Genomic DNA, 23,359 nt, shown 5'->3' on the forward strand with positions numbered 1-23,359 from the left:
CCCGCGCGCCGTCGGCTGCGCGGTGCGGGGCGGCTGCTATACTGCATGGCATGAAGAACCTCGCATGGCAGACATCCCAGGGCTCCCGCATCGTGCGCGTCGGCGTGGTGAGAAGCGCCTGCTATGCGGTGGAGACGGGCGACGGCCGGCGCTTCCTGGTGGACACGGCCGTGCCCGGCGAGCGCGCGGCGATCGAGGCGCAGCTCGAAAGGCTCGGCTTCGACGCGTTCGACGCCATCCTCCTCACGCATGCCCACGGCGACCACGCCGGCAACGCGGCTGCCTGGAGCCGGCGGTTCGGCTGCCCCGTCTTCGCCCCGGAGGGCGAGGCGGACCAGGTGCGGGCCGGCCGCTGCGTCCTGCCCGCCGGTGCCACGCCGCTCGGCGCGGCCGTGATGGCGGTGCAGCGCCGCCTGCATGTCTGCGAGGCGTTCGAGCCGGTTCCCGACGTGCGCCCCCTGCCGCTCGACGAGGGCGCCTTCGAACCTTGCCTTAAGGTGGTAGCAACGCCCGGCCACACGGAGTGCTCTGCGAGCTTCGTGGTCGATGGAGAGGTGGCCCTCGTGGGCGACGCGCTCATCCACCGCGGGAGGTCCGTCTTCCCGCCGTTCGCCGACCGGCCGGAGCGCGTGGGGGACGCATGGCGCACCCTGCTCGGCACTGGCGCGGAAACGTTCCTGTGTGCCCATGGCGGCCCCGTTGGCCGCGCGCTGCTCGAGCGGAGCCTCGAGGCGCTCGAGCGTTCGGGCCGCAGCGGGCGCGCCTGACCCTCGATGCGCGCGCCCGCCGTCGCGGGCCATTTGCCTGTACCGCGTCGCTCCGCCGCAGTGCCCCGCGCTCGGCGTATCGGGTGCGGCGGGCGCTCTTCGCGGTTGACGCGCGGCGGGGCGCCCGGTATGATGGCGACCCGGGCCGCACGGCCCGCAAACCCGATCGACAAGGTCTCTTCCATGACTGTTCCTCCCAACCGGTAAACCACGCGATACATCCGTCCCATCCGCTGCCGCGCAACGTGCGGCCGCCTTGCGATGGGCGACATCCGTCCGTCCGCCCAGCCGACAAACGGCACGCGGTCGGTTTCTTGCGAGCTATGATCGCCCGTCCGGTGCACCGCCTCCTGCGGCGCTTCCGGCGGACGGTGCCTGCTCCCCTGGGCCGGCGCGCAAGCACACGGCCGCATCGCGGACGGGCCCACCGGCTGAACCGGACGATCAGAGAGGCTTACCCTATGAAAAAGCTGAATAACGGCGTGGTGCCGCCTGTGCCTGCCTTCCGAATCGAGCATATTCGAATTGCGAAGGAAGGCAGCAACCATCATGAACACGATTGTATGGCGCGTGGAGGCGACCGGCGCGCCGGTCGCGCTGCGCCCTTGTGGAACCTGCGGTGCTGACGCGAAGTTCACGTCCACGGGCATGTTCCGTGTGAATGCCCAGAAGAAGCGGTTAGACGTGTGGCTCGTCTACCGATGCGCCACGTGCGGGAACGTGTGGAACAGCGCCGTGATAAGCCGCATGCGCCCGGGAGGCATCGACCGGGAGGAGCTCGGGCGGTTCACGGGCAACGATCCTGCGACGGCGCTGCGGTGCGCGCTCGACGTCGGCCTGCTCAGGCGCAACGGCGCGCGCCGGGGCAAGGTCGCCTTCGCCGTCGAGGGCGACCTGCCCGACGGCCGCGAGGACTGCCGGGTCGAGATCGACGGCGGAGGCCTTGCGGGCCTGCGCCTGGCCGAGGTGCTGCGGGCCAAGCTGGGCGTTTCGCGCAGCGGTCTCGCGCGCCTCGTGGAGGCGGGCGACGTGAGCGCCGACGACGGAGCCGACGTCCTCGCCGCGAAGCTCCGCCCGCACCAAGCAATCATCCTGCGCCCACGGCGGAGCTGACGGGCCGCCGCAGGGCTACGGCGGGAGGGGAAGGGGAAGCGCTTGCCCCCCCCCCTCCCATTTTTTCTCCCTCCCACGACAGCCGCCTGCCTCTATCGGAAGCCTCGGCGGCGGGGGCGCCGTGCGCCGAGGCGCCTCGCGTCATCGCGTACCTTTATCCTCTGCCCTCCATGCCGCGCCCCGTCCCGCATTGCATCCTGCGTAGCGGCGTTCCGCCTCTGCGAAGGTTATGCGCCGGCAACGATTCCCCCTTCGAAAATCCGCTCGCGGCCGAAATCGAACCGGCCGAAGGGCGGCGCGCCCGGGGTTCCTTGACCTTGTAATCGTTGCAACCCCCATGATGGGCCCACGGCGGCCGGTGCCGGAGCACCCTGCGATCCCCGAGCACCGGCCGTCCTCTGCAGAACCCGTCCAGACCGATCGACGACGAGACCCCCCAACGAAGATAGAGGAACAAGACATGAGCTGACCGCGAAGGAGGCACGCCATGAACGCGAAGAAGAAAGCAACCGATACGACGAAGCCCGCAACGAGTACCGTCTCCAACCGTCCCCGCGCCGCTTTGAGCGCCCTGTTGGTCCAGACCGCGCACGCCGAGGCGCGCCGTCCGGCCCCGTCCGGCTCCCGCAGGCTCGACCCGCTGGCCCGCATCTTCGACGCGAACGCCAGCCGCGCCGCCAAGATCGCGGCCGTGTCCCGGCTCGCCGACCCGGTGCCGCTCGTTACCCTTGCCGCCAGCGATGCGCCCGCCTACCTGCGGAGAAACGCGCTGCTGCGCCTCGACGAGCTCATGGACGGCCGCCCGCTCGCCCGCACCGACCTCGAGCGCCTCGTGCCGTGCCTGCGCGACAAGGAGCTCATCGCCTTCGCCGTCGTGCTCATGGACATCGCCGACTTCGACTGGTGCGCCCGCTGCGACGAGGGCACGGTGGACGCGCTCTGCCTCGCCCTGCACGAGTGCCAGGGCCTGCACGAGACCGTGCTGCTCGAGGACACGTTCGCGCATCTTGTCCACACCCGCCCGGACCTGGGCCGGAACCTGCGCGCCTGCAGTCCCGGCCCCCTGCACCTGAAGGCCATGTACCAGCCCGTCGTCGCCCACAACGTGGTGTACGTCGACCTCGCTCGCGAGGACAACGTCGCCTAGGCCGCGCGCCGCGACGATTCCGCGCTTTCCGCCCCCCCAAGACGAGTAGAAGGGACCCTATCATGGAGCATAACACCCGCGCCGCCTTCATCAGGCAGATGCTCAAAGACGAGAGCACGATCGAGCCGTCCCCCGAGTTCAGCTACAAGGCCCTCGTGAAGAGCCGCCAGGACTACGACGAGCTGTACCGCCGCTCGATCGACGAGCCCGAGGCGTTCTGGGGCCAGATGGCCCGTGAGACGCTGGACTGGTACCGTCCATGGGACGCGGTGGAGGAGTACGACTTCGAGTCGGCCCGCCCCTTCGTCCGCTACTTCCGCGGCGCCGAGCTCAACGCGTCCGCCAACTGCCTCGACCGGCACCTGGAGGGCTCGCGCCGCAACAAGGCGGCCCTTATCTGGCAGGGCGAGCCTTCCGAAGAGGTCGAGGTGTACACCTACCAGCGCCTGCACCGCGAGGTGTGCAAGGCCGCCAACGTCCTCAAGGACCTGGGCGTGAAGAAGGGCGACCGCGTGGTGCTCTACCTTCCCATGATCCCCCAGCTGGCCATCGCCATGCTGGCGTGCGCCCGCATCGGCGCCGTGCACTGCGTCGTGTTCAGCGGCCTGTCCGCCGATGCGCTGCGCGACCGCATCCTCGACTCGGGCGCCCGCGTGGTGGTCACGGCCAACTACGGCTACCGTTCGGGCAAGATCCTGCACCTCAAGGATCTCTGCGACAAGGCGGTCGACCAGTGCCCCCAGGTGAGGAGCTGCGTCGTCGTGCGCCGCATCGAGAAGCGCACCGAGATGGCCGCCGAACGCGACCTGTGGTGGGACGACCTCATGGCCGGCGCCGCGCCCTCCTGCGAGCCCGCGCGCATGGAGGCGAACGAGCCGCTGTTCGTGCTCTACACCAGCGGCAGCACGGCCAAGCCGAAGGGCATCGTGCACGGTACCGGCGGCTACCTGCTGTACGCCTCGCTCACCATGAAGTACGTGTTCGACCTGAAGGAGACGGACATCTACTGGTGCACGGCCGATGCGGGGTGGATCACGGGGCACTCGTACCTTGTGTACGGGCCGCTTGCCAACGGCGCCACGTCGCTCATGTTCGAGGGCGTGCCCAGCTACCCGAAGCCCGACCGCTTCTGGGAGGTCGTGGAGAAGTTCGGCGTGAACATCCTCTACACGGCCCCCACGGCCATCCGCTCCATGATGAAGGAGGGCGAGCGGTGGGTGAACGGCCATGACATCAGCAGCCTGCGCCTTCTGGGGTCGGTGGGCGAGCCCATCACGTCGAAGGCGTGGCTGTGGTACTACTCCGCCGTCGGGCGGGGCCGCTGCCCCATCGCCGACACGTGGTGGCAGACGGAGACGGGCGGCGTCATGATCACGTCGCTGCCGGGCGCGGTGGACATGAAGCCGGGGTCGGCGGCCCTGCCGTTCTTCGGCGTGGCTCCGCGCGTCGTGCGCCCCGACGGGAGCGAGGCCGCGCCGAACGAGCCCGGAAGCCTCGTGCTCACGCGACCCTGGCCGGGCATGATGCTGGGCGTGTTCCAGAACGAGGCCGCGTTCAAGGACGTGTACTTCCCCCAGCCGGGCCGCTACCTCACCGGCGACGGCGCCTACCGCGACGAGGACGGCTACCTCTGGATCACCGGCCGCATCGACGACGTCATCAACGTGTCGGGCCACCGCATCGGCACGGCCGAGGTGGAGAGCGCGCTCGTGTCGTACCTGCAGGTGGCCGAGGCGGCGGTCGTGGGCTGCCCGCACCCCGTGAAGGGCGAGGGCATCTACGCCTACGTCACGGTGAAGGAGGGCACGGTCATCAACGATGATTTGCGCTCCCAGCTGGTGCGCCACGTGCGCGAGAGCATCGGGCCCATCGCCACGCCCGACCACATCCACTTCACGGCCGCGCTGCCGAAGACCCGCAGCGGCAAGATTATGCGCCGCATCCTGCGCAAGATAGCCGCGCAGGAGACCGAGGACCTGTGCGACATCTCCACGCTTTCCGAGCCCTCGGTGGTGTACGACCTGATAGAGGAGACGAAGCGCCTGAGCGCCTAACGGTTTCCACGAAGGAGAGGGGCCCGCGCGCGGGCCCCTCCTCATGCCAGCCGGGCGTGCTCCTCTTCCCGGCCGGCCTGTCGCGTGCGTACGCGGACGGCTGCGGCATCCCCGGAACCCGGCGCCCCCTACGCCCCACCGCCCCTTTCGGCGGCGTCCTCCACGTCCACGAGCACCGAGATGTGCAGAAGGTAGTCGTCGGCCGAGTCCGACATCAGGTACGAGTTCATGTCCAGCTCGTACAGCGGCCCCCGCATCAGGAAGCCCTCGCGCTCCACGTAGGCCAGCAGCTTCTCGTACGAGCGCTCCACCGTGCTCGTGCCGCCCTGGTGCAGCACGACCGCGTAGTTGCCCTTCGGCTTGCATTCTACGCGGTCCCCGAGGCACGCGGCGTCGCGGGGCGGCGATATCCAGGTGACGAGCTTGGTGTAGTAGAACTCGGAGGGGTCGTCCAGATCGGGGATGTCGATGACGCGCCCCAAGGGGAACGTGGCCACGCCCGCCCTGTTGCGGCAGAAGTCCGAATGCTCGCTCACGGCCTGTGCGTAGGCCTGCTGCGAGCGCTCGCGGCGCACCTCGGTCGTGAGGAACCACGTCTCGTCCCAGTACGACAGCCGCGGCTGCTCTTTGGGGAACGTCACGGCCCGCTGGGTGAGGTAGCGCATCTTCTCCATCATGCCGATGCGGGCGTCCAGGATGTCGCGCTGCTGCCCCATGCGGTCGATGCTCGTCTGGATGCTGTCCAGGAACAGTTGGGTCGTGCGGTTGTCCAGGTACTCCTTGATCTCCTTGGTGGACATGCCCGCGTCCATGAAGAAGCGCACGACGTCGAACAGGTACAGCTGCTTGAGCGAGTAGTAGCGGTAGCCGTTGCCCCGCACCTCCTTGGGCTTGAGCAGGCCTATCTTGTCGTAGTGCACCAGAAGCTCCCGGCTGACGTTGCACATCTGGGCGAACTCGCCGGTGGAGAGGAGCAGGGGATGCTGCATGGCGACCTCCTTATGCCGCCGGTCGTCGGAGATCGCTTCGCAGCGGCTCCGGCCGGGCGGCTCGTCCGGGCGGCTCGGGGGCGCGCCCGGGCTTGCCATTTCGGGGATTCTACCATGCGGCGGCGGCGTCGCGCCTGATGGTCAGGGGAGCGTAGCCGATCCTCCCGCCAGTGCCCGGCAAGGCATGCGCCGTTGCTGCATGGTTACCCGCGGTCCTTGTCTAAGTGCTCGATGCAGCGTAGCCCCCAGGCCTCGAACTGCGCCAGGACCGGGCGGAACTCCTCGCCAAGCGGGCTCAGCGCGTACTCCACCTTGGGCGGCACCTGCGGGTACTCCGTGCGCGTGATCACGCCGTACTCCTCCAGCGAGCGCAGCTGCTTCGCCAGCGTGGCGTGCGTCATCTCGGGAAGGCGCCGCTGCAGCTCGTTGAAGCGCACCGGCCCGTCCTCCAGATGGTGCAGGATGACGATGGACCACTTGCCCCGCAGCACGCGTTGCGCGGTGACGTAGGGACATATGCCGAACAGGTCCTGGGTCATGGCTCCTCCTTGCGCTTCCTCTCCGTCGTCCCCGCGACGAGGTGCTTCCTTTCGGGATACCGGGTATCCGAAAAGATCGTACTTGTGGGCTAGTATACACGATACTAAAGTAACCTATGTCATAAAAACGAACTGTAAAGTTCATCCGGGGAAAGGAAAAGATCATGGAGAAGAACGACTTCGAGGCCATCAAGCTCGGCAAAGGTGCCGTGCGCGTGTACGACTTGGGCGCGGCGCGGCTCCATGCCTACCAGACGAACGATCCGCTGGCCGACGAGGTGTTCGTCGTGGAGAGGGGCGGCCGCGGTTTCGTCATCGAGCTGCCTTGCTTCCGCGACAATATCGCCGAGCTGGAAGCGTACGTGCGCGGGCAGGACATTGCCGTCGAGGGTATCGTTGCCGCCTACCATATGGCCGGCGGCAGCTTCATGCCCGGCACGCCCGTCTACTCCACGGGGGAGGCCGAAGCCTACGGTCACGAGGGCGGTGGCAAGGCGCTGGTCGACGGGTTCGCTGCAGCGTTCGGCGAGGCCTTCGACGCCTCGGTCGCTCAGGTGACGAACCTGGTGGAGGGGGCCGAGCTTGAGCTGGCGGGCGTGCGCATGCGCCTCGTGCGCAACGCCGATGCCTTCGACCTGGAGCTGCCCGAGCTGGGCGCGGCGTACCTGCACATGCTGGGACACGACTGCCACTCCATCGTAGCCGGCCCTGCGCATGCCGACGCGCAGATCGCGCAGCTGCAAGGTCTTGTCGAGGCGGGCATCGACCTCATCCTGACCAGCCATTACACGCCGGAAGACCTGAAAGACGCCCGCACGAAGATCGCGTACCTGGAAGAGCTCAAGCGCCTTGCGGCCGCCAGCACCACCGCCGAGGGTTTCAAGGCCGCGGTAGATGCGCGCTTTCCCTCCTACGGTGGTGCGAACTACCTCGACATGACGGCCGGGTTCTTCTTCGCGTGACGACGAGCCTCGCGGCGCGTCTGGCGGCCCCGGCCGTTGCGGGGCGGTGCGGAAAAGCGCATACTCGGGATGGACGAAAGGAGCTTCCATGGTGCAGGTGAGCGAAGCGGGCGCGGCGGGCGGCGCGCGCGGGCGGGACGAGGACGTGGCGTACCTGGTGCGGTACCTCCGGGAAGAGCGGGGCCTCGTGCAGGCACCTGCCGAGGGCCGGCCCTTCGACGAGGCGTTCGCCGAGTTTCGGGCGCTCGTCAACACGCGCGAGCCGCGCCCGGCGGACGAGCGGTTCCTGGCGGTGCAGGACCGGCTGCTGCGCGGCCTCATTGCGCAGGCGGGCATCGCGCGCGCCGCCGAGCTGCCGCCGACGCCGGCCGACGCGCGGCTTTCCGTGTGGCGCGGCGACATAACCACGCTCGAGGCGGACGCTATCGTGAACGCGGCGAACAGCGCGCTCCTGGGCTGCTGGCTGCCGGGACACCACTGCATCGACAACGCCATCCACACGTTCGCCGGCGTGCAGCTGCGCATGGCGTGCGCCGCGCTCATGGAGCGGCAAGGGCATGCGGAGCCCACCGGCCGCGTGCAGGTCACGGACGCGTACAACCTGCCCGCCCGCTGGGTGCTGCACACGGTGGGCCCTATCGCAAACGGCGCGCCCACCGAACGGCACCGGCGCGAGCTGGCCTCGTGCTACGAGAGCTGCCTCGAGGCCGCCGCGGCGTGCGGGTGCCGCACGGTCGCCTTCTGCTGCGTGTCCACCGGCACGTTCGGCTTTCCGCAAAGGGAGGCTGCCGAGATAGCCGTGGGCGCGGTGCGCTCTTGGCTCGACCGGCATGCCGGGGAGGGCGCGGATGCCGTCGGCGGCACTCGCGGCGCCGACGGCGGGGCGGTTCGGGGCGTTGCAAGCGGCTCGGGAGCGGCAGGTTCGGCGAACGCTTCCGGCCCAGGCAGCTCCCCGGAGGCGCCCGGCGCGCCCAGCGGCCTCAAGGTGGTGTTCAACGTGTTCGGCGACGAGGACGAGGCGATCTACCATGACCTGCTCGGCTAGCGGCGGGGACGTGGCGCGCGCCGCCGAGCTGCTTCGGAACGCGAGCTCTGTCCTCATCGGCGCCGGCGCCGGGCTGTCCGCGGCGGCGGGGCTCTCCTACGGCGGCGAGCGCTTCGAGCGGAACTTCGCTCCCTTCATCGAGAAGTACGGCATAACCGACATGTACGCGGCGGGCTTCTACCCGTTCCCGTCCGAGGAGGCGCGCTGGGGCTACTGGGCGCGCCACGTGTGGGTCAACCGCCACGAGCCGGGGGCGCTGCCGCTGTACCGCGCGCTGCGCGCGTTCGCCCGGGAGCGCGACAGCTTCATCATCACCACGAACGTGGACGCCCAGTTCGAGAAGGCGGGCTTCCCGCCCGAGCGCCTGTTCGCCACGCAAGGCGACTACGGCCTCTTGCAGTGCGCCCGCGGCTGCCACGATGCGCTCTACCCGAACCGCGAGCTCGTGGCCCAGATGCTCGCGCGCACCGAGGACTGCCTCGTGCCGTCCGACCTCGTGCCGGCCTGCCCCGTGTGCGGCGGCCCGATGGCCGTGCACCTGCGCGTGGACGGCCATTTCGTGGAAGACACGGCCTGGCGCGCCGCGCAGGAGCGCTACCACCGCTTCGTGCAAGGCATGGGCCGCGAGCCTGTCGTGCTGCTGGAGCTGGGCGTGGGTTGGAACACGCCGGGCATCGTCCGCCTCCCGTTCGAGGTGCTGGCCCGCGCGACGGGAGCCCCGCTCGTGCGCTTGAACTACGATGACGCGCACCTGCCCGAGGGCGTGCCGGGCGTGGGCCTGCAGGGCGACATCGCCGAGCTGTGGCCGCGGATCGCGAGCGCGGCGGAAAGGGGGAAGCAATGACGGTCGACGCAGATTTCTGCCTTCGGTTCCTACGCGAGGTGCGCGACGTGGCCTTCGCCACCGTCGATGAGGACGGCCTGCCCGCCGTGCGCGTCATTGACGTCATGATGGTGGAGGGCGGCCGGCTTTATTTCGTGGCCGCGCGCGGCAAGGCGTTCTACGAACAGGTCATGCGCACGCGCTATGTGGCGATCGCAGGACAGTCGCCCGACTACCGCACGTGCCGGCTTCGCGGTCCGGTGGAGCATCCCGACGATCCGGCCGAGCAGCGCCGGCTCGTCGACCGCGTGTTCGAGCTCAACCCCTCCATGGAGGAGCTCTACCCCGGCGATTCGCGCTACGTGCTGGAGGCGTTCTACCTGGAGCGGGGCCAGGGAGAGTTCTTCGACCTGGGCCGCCGCCCCCTTTTCCGCGCACCGTTCGCACTGGGCGGCGGCCCCGTCGCGCGCGAGGGTTTCGCGGTCTCGGACGCCTGCACCGGCTGCGGCGCCTGCTTCGCGGCTTGTCCACAGGGCTGCATCGCGCCGCGGCCCGACGGCCGCGCCCTCATCGAGCAGCAGGCGTGCCTCCACTGCGGCCGCTGCCGCGAGGTGTGCCCGTCGGACGCCATCGCGTCGCGGTAGCGGGGCGTCCTCCTGCGCTCCCGGTTCGCTCTTCTTTTCAGGTAGAATGATGGGGACAGAAAGAGGCTGCCCCATGAAGAACTCCCCGAAACCCCATTACGCCAACCCGGCCGTGCCCGGCGAGCTGGCGGCGGTGGACGCGCTTGCCGCATGGATCGAGCGCGAGATGGACGGCGACCCGCTCGTCGCGCATGTGCTCGTCGCAGGCGACGCAGCCGTGCGCGCCGACTTCTCGCTGCTCGAGCTGTCTGAATCGCGCGTCGAGGGCTGCCGGTACACGGCCTGCGACTTCTCCCGTGCCTCGTTCGCCGATGTGGCGTTCTCCGGCTGCGATTTCTCCAACAGCGATTTCTCCGAGGCGAACTTCACGCGCTGCACGTTCTCCTCGTGCAAGTTCACGGGAGCGAACTTCACCGAGGCCGTGCTCGCCCGCACCGAGCTGCGCGACTCCACGCTGTCCTATGCGTCGCTCGCGAAGGCCAGGCTGACCGACGTGCTCGCGCGTGCTGACGATTTCTCGCACGCCGACCTGTCCGAGGCGCGACTTGCGCGCACCGCCTTCGACGACGTGCGCTTCACGGGAACGAGCTTCTTCCGCACCTCGCTCGCCGGCATCGACTTCACAACCTGCCAGCTGGCCGATATCGTGCTCTCCGACGCCATGGGCGAGCTCAAGGGCTGCCGCATGGACCTCTACCAGGCCGCCGGCATCGCCCAGCGCCTCGGCGTGGTCATCGCCGACTGACGGCGCCGTGCGCGGGCCGGCGCCCCTTGCGGGGCGTTCTCGGCCTTCGGTCCGCAGCATCCGCCGCAGGGCGTCCGCGGCGCCTGAACCGCCGCGTACGTTCGGGCGCCTACCCCTGCTTGCCGCGAGCCTCGATCTCGTCATGGGCCTCGATGATGGCTTTCTTAACCGCCTTCTTCACCACGAAGTATGCGACGGCTGCGAACAGTGCGATGAAGAACGCGTACATGAGAAGGAACAACATCTCCGGCATTCCCATACCCAGAATCTTCATGTCATCCGCCTTTCCCTCGGTGCGACGATCATATCATCTTTCCACCTTGCTTCGTGCCCTCGTCCGCGACCGCCTGGTCCCGCGACCGTTCTGCCCGGTGACCGCCCTCAAAGGACAGCCTCGCTCGCGATCGTGCGCACCGGCTCCAGTTGCCCGGGGATTGGCAAAGGCTTGCCCGCGCAGCTTTCGATAACGCCGCCGCGTTGCCGGTGCGTTATCCGGCGGTGTGAAAGCCGTTGGTTGCCCGCAAGCGCATGCGCGCGGGACAATGGGGGAATCGATCCGGTTTGCGGCCGCGGCAGCCTGCCCCGCGCCACAGGAAGCGAGGCCCCTCATGATCCCGAACCAGTGGTACGCCGTCCTGTCATCCTCCGAGGTGAGGCGCGGTCGCCCCGTGGGCGCCGTGCGCTTCGGGCGGCGCCTGGTGTTCTGGCGCGACGAGGAGGGCAACGTGGCTTGCCTCGACGGCACGTGCTGCCACCGCGGCGCCGACCTCGCGGCGGGGCGCGTGGAGGGCGGGCATGTGCACTGCCCTTTCCACGGCCTGCGCTACGCCGCCGACGGGCGCGTGGTGGCCATCCCGGCGAATGGGCTTGCGGCCGAGGTGCCCGAGAACTTTCGCGTGCGCCCCTGGCTCGCGGTGGACGCGTTCGGCTTCATCTGGGTGTTCTGCGGCAAGCCCGCCGACGCGCCCGACGACCTTCCGATGTTCGAGGAGTTCCGCGGCGGCTTCCCCTACGCCGAGCGCTCGGAGGTGTGGGACGTGCACTATTCGCGCGCCATCGAGAACCAGCTCGACGTGATCCACCTGCCGTTCGTGCATCGGAACACCATCGGGCGCGGTCACAAGACGCTCGTGAACGGCCCCGTGACGAGGTGGGATGACGAGACGCTCACGTTCTACGTGAAAAACGAGCCCGACTGCGGCCAGACGCCCCAGACAGCCGACGAGGTAGAAAACTGGCGGGAGCTGAACAGCCTGCAGTACCGCGTGCCGAACCTCTGGCAGAACCGCATCTCGGACGACCTGCGCGTCATGGCCGCCTTCGCGCCCGTCGATGACGAGCACACGAAGATATACCTACGCCTCTACCAGCGCATGGTCAGGGCGCCGGTGCTGCGCGGCCTCGTGTGCGCCGCCGGCAACGTGGCGAACGGCGTGATCCTGCATCAGGACCGCCGCGTGGTGCTCACGCAGCGCCCGAAGAAGACCGAGCTCCAGATGGGCGAGAACCTCCTGCGCGGCGACAAGCCCGTCCTCGAGTTCCGCTCCCGCAGGGAAGAGCTGAAGAAAGCTGCCGAGCATAGGTAGCGTTTTGCGTGGAGAAACGGAAAGGGACCCGTCCGCTCGGCTTGGCGGACGGGTCCCTGTTACGCGGAACGACTGCGCTGCTTCCTACAGCGTCTCGAAGTTCCAGCTGCCCATGTAGGCGATCTGCTCCTCGGTGAGCGTGTCGATGGCGATGCCGAGCGTCTCCAGCTTCACGCGGGCCACGCCGTCGTCGATGGCGGACGGCACGTCGTACACCTTGTTCTCCAGCTCGCCCGCATGCTGGTAGAGGTACTCGGCGGCCAGCGCCTGGTTCGCGAAGCTCATGTCCATGACGCTTGCCGGGTGCCCTTCGGCGCACGACAGGTTCACGAGGCGGCCCTGCGCCAGCACGATGACCGTGCGGCCGTCGGCCAGCGTGTACTCCTCCACGAGCGGCTTCAGCTCCTCCTTCTTCACCGCGTGCTCTTCCAGCCACACGAGGTTGATCTCGGAGTCGAAGTGCCCGGAGTTGCAGATGATCGCGCCGTCCTTCATATTCTCGAAGGCCGGGCCGTCCACCACCTTGCAGTTGCCCGTCACCGTCACCCACACGTCGGCGAGGCGCGCCGCCTCGGCCGCGGGCATCACCTCGTAGCCCTCCATGTGCGCCTCGAGCGCCTTCAGGGGATCCACCTCGCACACGATCACGCGCATGCCCATGCCCTTCGCGCGCAGGGCCAGGCCGCTGCCGCAGTAGCCGTAGCCCGAGATGACGATGGTGCGTCCGCACATGAGGCGGTTCGTGGCGCGGATGATGCCGTCGAGCGTGGACTGGCCGGTGCCGTAGTGGTTGTCGAAGCAGTGCTTCGTGTTGGCGTCGTTGATGTTGAACACGGGGTAGGCGAGCGTCCCCTCGGCCGCCATGGACATGAGGCGCACGACGCCCGTCGTGGTCTCCTCGGTGCCGCCCACGACGCCGGCCAGCTTGTCGGTGAATCGGGTGTGCAGCGCGGTGTCGAGGTCGGCGCCGTCGTCCATGATGATCTGCGGGTTCGTGGCGATGACGGCCTCGATGTGGCGGTTGTAGGTGTCGGCGTCCTCGCCGGCGATGGCGAACACGCTTATGCCGAAGTCGCGCACGAGCGCGGCGGCCGTGTCGTCCTGGGTGGACAACGGGTTGCTCGCGCACAGCGCCACCTGAGCGCCGGAGGCCGTGAGCGCGCGCATGAGGTTCGCCGTCTCGGTGGTCACGTGCATGCAGGCGCCTATGCGCACGCCCGCAAGCGGCTTCTCGCGCTCGAAGCGCTCGCGGATGGACGCGAGCACGGGCATGTCGCGGTCGGCCCATAGGATGCGGGCGAGGCCCTCATCGGCCAGCGCGATGTCTTTGATGTCGTGGTTCTCGGGCATGAAAAGCCTCCCTGGGTATGGAAAACGGCACAGTTCGCCTTCTATTGTACGCCAGCACGCCCGCGTTCACGAGCGGGAGATCCAGGGCGTTTGTGGAGTTCGTATGCACAACGTTTGTGAATCCTCGGCTTTTCCCTCGCGAAAAACGGAAGAATCGGTAACGAACGGACTCCCCGTTGGGACGGGCGGCTGCGAAGTGGCTATAATCGTCCGAGCTTGCGAACTCGCACGACAGCACACGTACCATCACCACACCAGGCAGCAGCAGGGGGCGCCGAAGCCCTTGGGCCTGCGTGCGAGCGAGCAGAGGACGGCCGTCGGCAAGGCAGGGACGGCCCGTAAAAGGAGCAAACGGAGTGCTAGACCAATTCTTCTCGCAGATATCGTTCGTCGACATCTTCAACTTCTGCGTGTTTCTCACGTTCAGCATCTGCTATACGTACCAGCTCTACTACGTGTTCGTGGTGCTCACGCGCAAGCCCAAGAAGCTCGTGGCGAAGAAGAACCATCGGTTCGCCGCCGTCATCTCGGCTCGCAACGAGAGCGCCGTCATCGGCGACCTCATCCACTCCATCAAGGTGCAGAACTACCCGGCCGAGCTCATCGACGTGTTCGTCATCGCCGACAACTGCACTGACGACACGGCCGACGTGGCCCGCGAGGCCGGCGCCATCGTCTTTCCCCGGCACAACGACAAGGAGGTGGGGAAGGGCTACGCGCTCGACTACGGCTTCCAGGTCATCCGCGAGCAGTACGCCGACCGCGGCTACGAGGCCTACTTCGTGTTCGATGCCGACAACGTGCTCGACGTGAACTACTTCCGCGAGATGAACGCCACGTTCGACCACGGCGCCAAGGCCTCCACCAGCTACCGCAACTCCAAGAACTACGACTCGAACTGGATCTCCGCCGGCTACGCCGTGTGGTTCCTGCGCGAGGCGAAGTTCCTGTCGCAGGCGCGCCTCACGCTCAACACGAGCTGCGTCGTGTCGGGCACGGGCTTCTTCGTGGCGGCCGACATCATCGAGCGCGCCGGCGGTTGGAAGTGGCACCTGCTCACCGAGGACATCGAGTTCTCCACGAACAGCATCCTGGAGGGCGTGCGCATCAGCTACACGCCCACGGCCATCCTCTACGACGAGCAGCCCACCACGTTCCGCGACTCGTGGAACCAGCGCTTCCGCTGGGCGAAGGGCTTTTACCAGGTGTTCTGGCATTACGGCGCCCGCCTTGCGAAGGGCGTCGTGGCCAACCCCAAGGGCGCGCGCTTCGCCTGCTACGACATGCTCATGACCATCGCGCCCGGCATGCTGCTCACTATCGTGTCGGTGCTGTTCAACGGCATCATCATCGCGCTGGCGGCCACGGGCATGATGTCCACGGGCATCATGATCGCCTCGTCCATCTCATCCATCTTCTTCTGCCTGTTCAACTACCTGGTTTTCATGTTCATGTTCGGCGTGCTCACCACGTTCGTGGAGTGGGACTCCATCCACGCCGCCACGGGCAAGAAGGTGCTCTACATGTTCACCTTCCCGTTCTTCATGCTCACCTACATCCCCATCGCGCTGGTGGCGCTGGTGAAGAAGTGCAAGTGGAAGCCCATCCAGCACAGCATCTCGGTGGACGTGGCCGAGTTTTCCGACGCTGCCAGCTCCAAGCGCGAGCGCACCATGTAGCAGGCGGCTAAACTGATAGTAACATTGGAACGGCGGATCGGAAGGTCCGCTGTTTTCGCGTTCAGGGGCGGCTTACCACACCCGGGCGAACGTGAGGCACCAGACGTGGGCGGCGCCGGCGCGGCGCAGGGCATCGGTGGCGTCGAACAGGGTGGCGCCGGTGGTGCAGACGTCGTCCACGAGCAGCAGGTGCCCCGGCACGGTGGCGCCGGGCAGGGCCTCGAAGCGGCCGGCCGTGTTCTCGAGGCGCGCCCGGCGCGAGAGCGCGCGCTGGTCGCGGGTGCGCGGGCGGGCGAGGGGGGCCGCCACGGGCAGGTTCAGCTGCTGTGCCAGGCCGCGCGCCAGCAGCTCCGCGTGGTCGAAGCCGCGCCGCCGGCGCGCGGCGGACGTGGCCGGCACGAACGCCACCGCCTCCGGCCGCCAGGAGGGAGGGTGGGCGCGCGCCATGAGGCAGGCCAGGGGCTCGGCCAGGCGGCGCTCTCCCTGGTCCTTGTACGTGCGCACGATCCGCGCGGGCGCCTCGCCGAACGTGACGGCGCTCGCGCACCCGTCGTAGGGCACCCCGTCGCGCCCGGCGCGCCCGAGCACCACGGGGTTGCACTCGCTGCACTGTACCCGCCCGAACGGCGCCCCGCACACCGGGCAGGCACGCCACCAATCCAGATAGGGCAGGGCGCTTCGGCAGGCGTCGCACAGCACCTCGCCGGGCGCGTCGCACACGGCGCAGCGCGTGGGCCACAACGTCTCCGCCAGGGCCTCGGCGGCACCGCGGACGTAGAGGCGCGTTCTGTCGACTGCGAGGGGCATATTACGAGCATAGCGCCGCAACCTTGCCCGCCGACCGTATTCCCGCCGTCGCCGAGCCGCCCGGGCCTTGCCCGAACCTGGCGCGGGCACCGTCCCCGCCTTGCCGACCCGCCGTGCGGACCTTGCCCGTCGGTCGTGCGGATCTTGCGCAGGCGGGCACGTCCGGCGCCGATCCTGCACACAGGGTTCCCCTGCGCGACCCCAACACCGGCCCGCCTGTTTTCGCGAACCTTCCGCGGGCAGGGGCGGGCCCTTTCGGATGCTTCCGGCGATTCTTGTCGTGCGATTCTGCGCGCCGCGCTTCCGGGCGTTTTCCCTATCTGCTAAACTGAACGGTGCTTCTTTCGAGTCTGTAGTTGCGGGACGTCTATCCCTAGTCCATGGCAGATGCGGTCGAAAGGATCCACGTAAGTCGAACCGACCTGGTCGGGGAGGCGATCATGGCGCATCCTAGAGGTAAGTCGCACCGCCCGTTTACTTATGACGCGGCATACGGCCGCGACGGGCGAGAGGGTAACCGGTGGGAGCTGGGCCCCGGTGCGCGAGTGTGGGGGCAAAGACTAGGTCAGTCGAAAGGGGCGCTTTGAGAGAGAAACAGCGGATGGAGGCACACCGGAAATGAAGCGTATGAAGGCGCTCGTATGCTGCGCGGCAGCCGCCTGCCTGGCGATGGTGCTGGCAGGATGCTCGTCGCAGCAGAGCTACACCCCTCCCGAGAAGAGCGCGACGGTGTCGTCGCCTGCCATCGGCAAGAGCGGCACGTTGCGGGTTGGCGTGAACGCGGGGTCGCCGCCGTTGGCCGGCTCGCCTTCGTCCTCGTCGAAGATCGTCGGCATCGACGTCGACGTGGCCGCGGCGCTGGCCGACCAGCTGGGCTTGAAGCTGGAGATAGTGGACGTGGGGACCGATCCCGAGGCCGCGCTCAAGGAGGGCAAGGTCGACGTGGCCATGGGCATCGGCTCCGAGATCGAGGTGCCGTTCTGGAGGTCGCCGGCGTACCTGCCGAAGGGCGTGGCGCTGTTCTCCACCTCGGCGAATGCGACGGTGCCCACCAAGGCGTCGTCCCCCAAGATCGCGGCCCAGGTGTCCTCCACCAGCTCGTGGCAGGTCACCAACGAGTTCGGCCAGGACGCGCTTGTGTCCGAGAACGACTTGAAGAGCGCGTTCGCCGCCCTTGCCGACGGCTCCGCCCAGTACGTGGCGGCCGATGCCGTCATCGGCATGTACGCGGCCCACAGCGGCGGCTACGACGCGCAGATCGTGGCGCTCATGCAGCAGCCCGGCGGTTACTGCGTCGGCATGCTCGAGGCGAACACCGAGCTGCAGGCGGCCGTCAAGGATGCGCTCGCTGCGCTCACCGACGGCGGCATCGTGTCGGTCATCGAGAAGAAGTGGCTGGGCGCGGACATCGACGCCTCGTCGCTCCCGCTCACGACGGGCGCCTCCTCGGCGAAGACGGACGAGTCCAAGACAAGCGGTGACGAATCGGACGGCGGCGAGAATGCGCCTGCTGCCGAAGATGACGAGGAGGGCAACGTCGAGAGCAACGCCGGCAGGAACGCCGTGCGGCCCACGGCGTAAGCCTTGTCGAGGAACCCGTTTCCCAAACCGAATGAAAAAGCCCGCTTATGCGGGCTTTTTCATTCGGTAGACTATCCAATCGCTCGGGAAAGCGCTTCGCACGCCGTGTGCGCGACGGGGAGGCTAGTTCAGGAAGTCCTCCAGGATCTCCTGCTCAGCCTCCTCCTCGGTGAGCCCGAGCGTCATGAGCTTGATGATCTGGTCGCCGGCGATCTTGCCGATGGCGGCCTCGTGCACCAGCAGCGCGTCCTCGCTCGCGGCCTCGATGCCGGGGATGGCCGTGACCTTCGCCTTGCCCATGATGATGGCGTCGCACTGCACGTGGCCGCGGCAGGCCGCCTCGCCGATCACGAGCGGGTTGAACACCTGCTTGGAGTTGTCCTGCGCCACCGAGCGCGAGATCACCTGCACGCTGGAGTCGTCGCCCTTGAGCTCCACCTTCATGTTCGAGGTGGCCACCTGGTCGTCGTGCGTCAGCAGCTTCTCGGTCAGCACGAGCTTCGCGCCCGCGCCCAGCTCGGCGTTCGTGTCGCGCACGGTGGACGACACGCCGCGCAGCTGCGTGAGCTCCATCTCGCAGCTCGCGTTCTCCTCCATGATGACGTTGGTCACCGGGTTCAGGATGCGCTCGCCGGTGCCCGCGCCCTCGCCGTAGTGCTTCTCCACGTACTTCACGTGGCTGTTCTTGCCGCAGTAGAACGTGTGGATGCCGTCGTGCTCGGAGGCCTGGTGGCTCTCGTTGTGGATGCCGCAGCCGGCGATGATGGTCACGTCGCAGTCGTCCTCGATGTAGAACGTGTTGTACACGACGTCCTTCAAGCCCGCCTGCGTCACGATGACGGGGATGTACACCGTCTCGCCCTTCGTGCCGGCCTTGATGCGGATGTCGATGCCGGGGTTGTCCGTCTTCGTGGCGATCTCGATGTTCGCCGACGAATGGCGCTCGACGAGCTGCCCGTCCTTGCGGATGTTGAACGCGCCTTTCGGCATGCCGTGAATGTTGGCGATCTCGGCGAGCAGGCTCTCGTCGATGGGGGACAAATCAACAGCCATGATGGCCTCCTTCTTCCTGACGGCTTCCCGTGGCGGCCGCCTAGCCGTTCAGCCCCTCATCGCCTTCGCACACGGCCCTAAGGCCGCTTAGCTTTAGGCTCCTCGGTGCTTCGCGGCTCTGACGACTCGCCACGGAAACCCTGTCTCTTCTTTAGCAGGTGGTGGGGATCTCGGTCAGGTGCAGCTCGGGCGGCTCGGTGAACGAGCAGCCGGGGATGCCCTTTGCCACGAAGCCCAGCTTCGGCATGAGTTCGGCGGGCGTTCCCGTCTCGGCCACCTGGCCGTTTTTCAGCAGCACGATCTCGTCGGCCAGCTGGATGATGCGCTCCTGGTGCGAGATGATCACGATGGAGCGCCCGTCGCGCGCCTCGTGGATGTCGCGGAACGTCTCGGTCAGGCGGTCGAAACTCCAGAGGTCGATGCCCGCCTCGGGCTCGTCGTAGATTGCCAGCTTCGGGTCGCGCGCGAGGATGGTGGCGATCTCGATGCGCTTCACCTCGCCGCCGGAGAGGTTCTTGTCCACCTCGCGGGTGAGGTAGTTCGCCGAGCACAGGCCCACGCGCGCCAGGTACTCGTTGCACGAGAGCATGGGCAGCTTCTTGCCGGCGGCGATGTCCAGGAGCTTCTTCACCTTCATGCCCTTGAAGCGGGCGGGCTGCTGGAAGCCGTAGCCGATGCCCTTCTTGGCGCGCTCGGAGATGGACAGGTGCGTGATGTCCTCGCCGTCGAACAGGATCTGGCCGCCCGTGGGCTGCTCCACGCCCATGATGAGCTTGGCGAGCGTGGACTTTCCGCCGCCGTTCGGGCCGGTGATGACCGTGAAGCGGTCGTCGGGGATCGTGAGCGTGAGGTCGTCGATGATGCGCTTCGTCTCCTTTGCGCCCTCCGACAGCGGTACTTCAAACGTGAGGTTCTTCAGTTCCAACATGGCAGATGCTCTCCGTCTCTTCCTCCACTAATTGATACTACATTACTACCATTTATGGTGCATGACGTCAAGGCGCGGTGCCCGAAACCCCCTCGGACGGCGCGCCGCGCCCCCTTGGGCGGCAGCGCGAAGAACCCGCTCATGCGCCGATTCGTTCCAATCGTTAATTCTAGCTTTTAAAGCCTGGAACGGAAGCATGAATGTCTTATTTATTCGCTCGAAAGGCGCAAGGTCGCACCAAGCACGTACAAATGTTCCACGTGAAACATCGCGTGTGCCCGCACACTGGAAATTCGAACATCGGAATAGCCACAGGTTCACCGAACGACCGCGTGGAAAAAGCGGGCGCGCGAAACCGGGCGATCGAAAAAACGATGCACGAAAAAACGAGCGATTGAAAAAAATGCGCTCCAGCGCGTTAGGGCGCTGGAGCGCATCTCGGGTGCGGTTTCGTCGCAGCGACGCCGCGGCCGTGCTGCGGAAGAGCGCTTGCAGCGCCCGCCTCAGCCGCGTTGCAAGCGCATCGTTACTCGTTCAGCAGGTCGACCACGTCGAAGGGGGTGCGGGAGGCCTCGATGATGTCCTTGCTGCCGAACGTGCATACGGCGTCGTGCGCCACCGCGTCGGCCAGGGGGGCGCCCAGCGCGCGTACGGCCTGCGGGTCGGCCGCAACCATCTCCTCACGGGTCTGGAGGCGCGTCTCGGGCGTCCGGCCGCCGAAGTAGTCGCCGTCTTGGCGGCGCGCCAGGGCGCGGGCCTTGAGCGGCGCGTCGAAGCCCGCCGCGGTGCTCACCACGTAGCCCTCCATGGCCTCGGGCTTCGGGTCGAACGCCTCGAGCCAGGCTGCCGAGGCGGCGAAGCGCGCCAGCGTCTCGTCCAGATGCGGGTCGCGATAGGAGTAGAAGCGCAGGTTGCCCGTGCGCGCCGCCCCGAAGCCGGCTCCGTAGGCGCCGCCCTTCACGCGCACCTCGTTCCACAGGAAGTCGTAGGACAGCGCGCGCGCCGCCACCTGCCAAGCGCCCGTGTAAGGCGCGCCGTCGGCGCGGCGGTCGAAGCCCTGCGCCGCGTAGCACACGTCGGTGGGCACGATGAACGCCTCGTTGCGCACGGCGGGCGCGGGCACGGCCAGCGGACGCTCGGAGGATCCCGTGCGCCCGGTGACGGCCCCGGCCCTCCAGAACCGCTCGAAGTCGTCGTCGGCGCCTGTGAAGCTCACCGTGCAGCCGTCGTCCACGAACAGGCGTCCCGCCAGCTCGGCCAGACGGCCGGCCAGATCGTCCGCACGCTCGTCGTAGTGCGCGAGCAGGTCCTTCAGGAAGCGGTAGAAGTCCACGCCCCCCACCTGCTCGCGCACGATGCCGGCGGGAAGGTAGTACGATGCCACGCGCGCCATGGCGGCCGCATGGCCGGCTGCGGCGAAGCCCTGCTCCATGCCGATGCGCCGCTGCTGCAGCACGTCCTTGATCTTCCCGGCGTCGGAGAAGTCGGTCTCCAACATGATCTCCAGCGGCAGCTCGCAGGCGGCCTCCACGTTCTCGGCGAGGGCGCTCGCGCCCACCACCAGCTTCGGCGCCAGGTCGTTCGCGCCGCCCTCGCCCTCGTGGACCTCGGTGAAGAACGACAGGTTCCCCAGCCGCCCGTTCACCAGCGTGTCGATCTCGGCGGCCGTGTGGCGCGCCGTGCCCAGCTTGCCCAGCACGAGCGCGAGCACGGCGACGTAGGGCAGGTCCTCGAAGCGCGCGCGCCCCAGGTCGAAGTAACGGTAGGCGTACGCGATGCCGCGCGTGGGGATGTCGTGGCGCAGGCAGGGCACGGGCGTGCCTTCCGCCAGGCCGTAGGAGGGCTCGACCGGCGCCGGCCCGATGTCGGCCACGGACAGGCGCGGCAGCGTGGCGAGCGCCGCGGGCGCGTCGGGCTCGGTCTGCAGGCGCCGCAGCTCGGCCTCTTCGTCGGCCACGCGCGCGAAGTCCTCGGGGCCCATGGCGGCCTCGGCGGCGCGCAGGCGCTCGGCCTCGTAGGCGTCCTCGTCGCCTTCGAGCGGCCGCACCTCGGCCAACGCCCAGTGGCCGCTCTCCAGGAACACGTCGATCATCAGGCGCTCGAAGTAGCCCGTGCCCAGCTCGCGGCGCAGCAGGGCGAAGTCGTCCTCGTAGCGCAGGTAGGTCGTGGCCATCTCGTCGTCGTAGAGCCAGCCCGAAAGCGCCGTCATGGACAGCGCCACGCCGTCGGCCATGCCGAAGTCGCGCTCGCGCATGACGAACTCGGCGCGCGAGAGCGACGCCTCCACGAGCGTGCGGTCGATGCCCTGCTCCGCTACGGCGCGCAGGGCACCCTCGAAGGCGGCGCGGAAGCGTTCGGCGGCCCCGGGCTTCGACCCGCGCAGCTGCACGACGGCGAACGGCTGCAGCATCCCGTCGGCCACGAATGCCTGCACGTCGTCGGCCAGGCCGGCGTCGAGCAGCGCGCGCTTCACGGGCGCCTCGTTGCTGCCCATGAGCGCGTCCAGCAGGATGTCCACCGCCACGAGGCGCGTGCGCTCGGCAGCGTCGCCTATGACGTAGCCCAGGCCCGCGCAGGCGTTCTCGGGGGCCGTGTCCATGTCGCGCACCACGTGCTCGGCCACCACGGGCGCCTGGGCCTCCAGGGCGTGCGGCTCGAGCGGCGCCCTGCCGGCTGCCGTGCGCTCGGCAGCGCGGGCGGCCTCCTCGTCGGCCACGGGGGAGAGGTACTGCCGGTCCAAGAACGCCAGCATGCGGTCCAGATCCACGTCGCCGTACAGCGTGAGGTAGCTGTTGTCCAGCCGGTAGTGGCGCGCGTGCTCGTCCAGGAACTGCTCATAGGTCAGATCGGGGATGGCACGCGGCGTACCGCCCGACTCGAAGCGGTAGGCCGTGTCGGGGAACAGCGCCGCCTGCAGCTCGTCGTAGAGCACGGAGTTCGCGTCGGAGAGCGCGCCCTTCATCTCGTTGTACACCACGCCGTTGAGCACGAGCTCCGCCTGGCCGTCCTCGGCCTCGGTCGCCGCCACGAGGTCGCCCGCGATGGAGTCGCCCTCGTCGGCCTCCGCGTCGGCGGCCAGCTCGTAGTGCCAGCCCTCCTGCTCGAAGATGGCGCGCTTATGGTAGATGGCCGGGTGCAGCACCGCGTCCAGGTACACGTCCGCGAGGTTCATCAGGTCCTGGTCGTTCGTGCTTGCCACGGGATACAGGGTCTTGTCGGGGAACGTCATGGCGTTCAGGAACGTCTGCATGGAGCTCTTCAGCAGGTCCACGAACGGCTCCTTGACGGGGAACTTGTCCGAGCCGCACAGCACCGAGTGCTCCAGTATGTGGAACACGCCCGTGTCGTCGGCGGGCGGCGTCTTGAACGCGATGGAGAACGCCTTGTTGGCGTCGTCGTTCGCCAGGTAGAGCAGTCGCGCGCCGCTCTTCCGGTGAGAGAGAACGTATGCCGTCCCGTCGATCTCGGGCAGCTCCTCGCGCGTGAGCACGGTGAACCCGTGCAGCTGGTCGTTAGGTGAGAGTTCCATGGGTGGCTCGCTTTCCTC

The 23,359-nt window shown here is 68.1% G+C and carries 20 protein-coding genes; 12 read left to right on the forward strand and 8 right to left on the reverse strand.

The annotated features are described in order from the left end of the window. Positions 1-50 precede the first annotated feature (50 nt). From LB310_RS13920 to acs, 4 genes are all read left to right on the forward strand, one after another. The gene (locus tag LB310_RS13920) at positions 51-767 is read left to right on the forward strand and encodes an MBL fold metallo-hydrolase (RefSeq protein WP_301155246.1); all 717 of its coding nucleotides are present in this window, start codon (positions 51-53) and stop codon (positions 765-767) included. A gap of 549 nt (positions 768-1,316) precedes the next feature. Continuing rightward, positions 1,317-1,880 carry a DUF1062 domain-containing protein gene (locus LB310_RS13925; RefSeq protein ID WP_096228252.1) on the forward strand — a complete coding sequence of 188 codons (564 nt, stop codon included), beginning with the start codon at positions 1,317-1,319 and terminating at the stop codon, positions 1,878-1,880. Positions 1,881-2,367: 487 nt separating this feature from the next. Beyond that, entirely contained in the window at positions 2,368-3,027 is a 660-nt protein-coding gene (locus LB310_RS13930) for a hypothetical protein (RefSeq protein WP_096228253.1), read from the forward strand. A 62-nt stretch (positions 3,028-3,089) separates the two neighbouring features. After that, entirely contained in the window at positions 3,090-5,081 is a 1,992-nt protein-coding gene (gene acs, locus LB310_RS13935; protein WP_278805461.1) for an acetate--CoA ligase, read from the forward strand. Between the two features lie 128 nt (positions 5,082-5,209). On the opposite strand, the gene LB310_RS13940 is transcribed toward acs, so the two are convergent. Further along, entirely contained in the window at positions 5,210-6,070 is an 861-nt protein-coding gene (locus LB310_RS13940) for a MerR family transcriptional regulator (protein WP_096228255.1), read from the reverse strand. A 203-nt stretch (positions 6,071-6,273) separates the two neighbouring features. After that, positions 6,274-6,609 carry a helix-turn-helix domain-containing protein gene (locus LB310_RS13945; protein ID WP_278805460.1) on the reverse strand — a complete coding sequence of 112 codons (336 nt, stop codon included), beginning with the start codon at positions 6,607-6,609 and terminating at the stop codon, positions 6,274-6,276. Between the two features lie 164 nt (positions 6,610-6,773). Here LB310_RS13945 and LB310_RS13950 point away from each other — a divergent pair, with 164 nt between their 5' ends. The 5 genes from LB310_RS13950 (at position 6,774) to LB310_RS13970 (ending at position 10,828) form a co-directional block, all read left to right on the forward strand. Then, positions 6,774-7,571, forward strand: a complete 798-nt coding sequence (locus LB310_RS13950) for a hypothetical protein (RefSeq protein ID WP_278805459.1) — start codon at positions 6,774-6,776, stop codon at positions 7,569-7,571. Between the two features lie 88 nt (positions 7,572-7,659). Further along, positions 7,660-8,616 carry a protein-ADP-ribose hydrolase gene (locus LB310_RS13955; RefSeq protein ID WP_278805458.1) on the forward strand — a complete coding sequence of 319 codons (957 nt, stop codon included), beginning with the start codon at positions 7,660-7,662 and terminating at the stop codon, positions 8,614-8,616. Then, a complete protein-coding gene (locus LB310_RS13960) occupies positions 8,600-9,460 on the forward strand; it encodes a Sir2 silent information regulator family NAD-dependent deacetylase (protein WP_278805457.1) in 861 nt (286 codons plus the stop codon). Before LB310_RS13955 ends, LB310_RS13960 begins: the two co-directional genes overlap by 17 nt. Further along, positions 9,457-10,083, forward strand: coding sequence for a 4Fe-4S dicluster domain-containing protein (locus LB310_RS13965; protein ID WP_278805456.1), 627 nt, complete (start codon positions 9,457-9,459; stop codon positions 10,081-10,083). Before LB310_RS13960 ends, LB310_RS13965 begins: the two co-directional genes overlap by 4 nt. 73 nt (positions 10,084-10,156) lie before the next feature. Then, a complete protein-coding gene (locus LB310_RS13970) occupies positions 10,157-10,828 on the forward strand; it encodes a pentapeptide repeat-containing protein (RefSeq protein ID WP_278805455.1) in 672 nt (223 codons plus the stop codon). Between the two features lie 109 nt (positions 10,829-10,937). On the opposite strand, the gene LB310_RS13975 is transcribed toward LB310_RS13970, so the two are convergent. Then, positions 10,938-11,102 carry a hypothetical protein gene (locus LB310_RS13975; RefSeq protein WP_278805454.1) on the reverse strand — a complete coding sequence of 55 codons (165 nt, stop codon included), beginning with the start codon at positions 11,100-11,102 and terminating at the stop codon, positions 10,938-10,940. A 334-nt stretch (positions 11,103-11,436) separates the two neighbouring features. Between LB310_RS13975 and LB310_RS13980 the strand changes: the two genes are divergently transcribed. Beyond that, positions 11,437-12,414, forward strand: a complete 978-nt coding sequence (locus tag LB310_RS13980) for an aromatic ring-hydroxylating dioxygenase subunit alpha (RefSeq protein WP_278805453.1) — start codon at positions 11,437-11,439, stop codon at positions 12,412-12,414. Positions 12,415-12,498: 84 nt separating this feature from the next. Here LB310_RS13980 and ahcY read toward each other — a convergent pair whose 3' ends face one another. Continuing rightward, a complete protein-coding gene (gene ahcY / locus LB310_RS13985; protein WP_301155247.1) occupies positions 12,499-13,764 on the reverse strand; it encodes an adenosylhomocysteinase in 1,266 nt (421 codons plus the stop codon). A 356-nt stretch (positions 13,765-14,120) separates the two neighbouring features. Here ahcY and LB310_RS13990 point away from each other — a divergent pair, with 356 nt between their 5' ends. Then, entirely contained in the window at positions 14,121-15,443 is a 1,323-nt protein-coding gene (locus tag LB310_RS13990) for a glycosyltransferase family 2 protein (RefSeq protein WP_301155248.1), read from the forward strand. Positions 15,444-15,515: 72 nt separating this feature from the next. Here the strand turns inward: LB310_RS13990 and LB310_RS13995 are convergent, their stop codons facing one another. Further along, positions 15,516-16,250: a ComF family protein gene (locus LB310_RS13995; RefSeq protein ID WP_278805451.1), complete on the reverse strand. Its 735-nt coding sequence runs from the start codon at positions 16,248-16,250 to the stop codon at positions 15,516-15,518. Between the two features lie 618 nt (positions 16,251-16,868). Between LB310_RS13995 and LB310_RS14000 the strand changes: the two genes are divergently transcribed. Continuing rightward, the gene (locus LB310_RS14000) at positions 16,869-17,831 is read left to right on the forward strand and encodes an ABC transporter substrate-binding protein (protein WP_301155249.1); all 963 of its coding nucleotides are present in this window, start codon (positions 16,869-16,871) and stop codon (positions 17,829-17,831) included. 123 nt (positions 17,832-17,954) lie between these two features. Here the strand turns inward: LB310_RS14000 and LB310_RS14005 are convergent, their stop codons facing one another. The 3 genes from LB310_RS14005 to LB310_RS14015 form a co-directional block, all read right to left on the reverse strand. Next, entirely contained in the window at positions 17,955-18,884 is a 930-nt protein-coding gene (locus tag LB310_RS14005) for a SufD family Fe-S cluster assembly protein (protein ID WP_087190502.1), read from the reverse strand. A gap of 151 nt (positions 18,885-19,035) precedes the next feature. Then, a complete protein-coding gene (locus tag LB310_RS14010; RefSeq protein WP_096228271.1) occupies positions 19,036-19,812 on the reverse strand; it encodes an ABC transporter ATP-binding protein in 777 nt (258 codons plus the stop codon). Between the two features lie 526 nt (positions 19,813-20,338). Then, the gene (locus LB310_RS14015) at positions 20,339-23,341 is read right to left on the reverse strand and encodes an insulinase family protein (RefSeq protein ID WP_301155250.1); all 3,003 of its coding nucleotides are present in this window, start codon (positions 23,339-23,341) and stop codon (positions 20,339-20,341) included. Positions 23,342-23,359 lie beyond the last annotated feature (18 nt).

It is taken from the genome of Gordonibacter sp. RACS_AR49, assembly GCF_030418435.1.
Lineage (GTDB): Bacteria > Actinomycetota > Coriobacteriia > Coriobacteriales > Eggerthellaceae > Gordonibacter > Gordonibacter urolithinfaciens.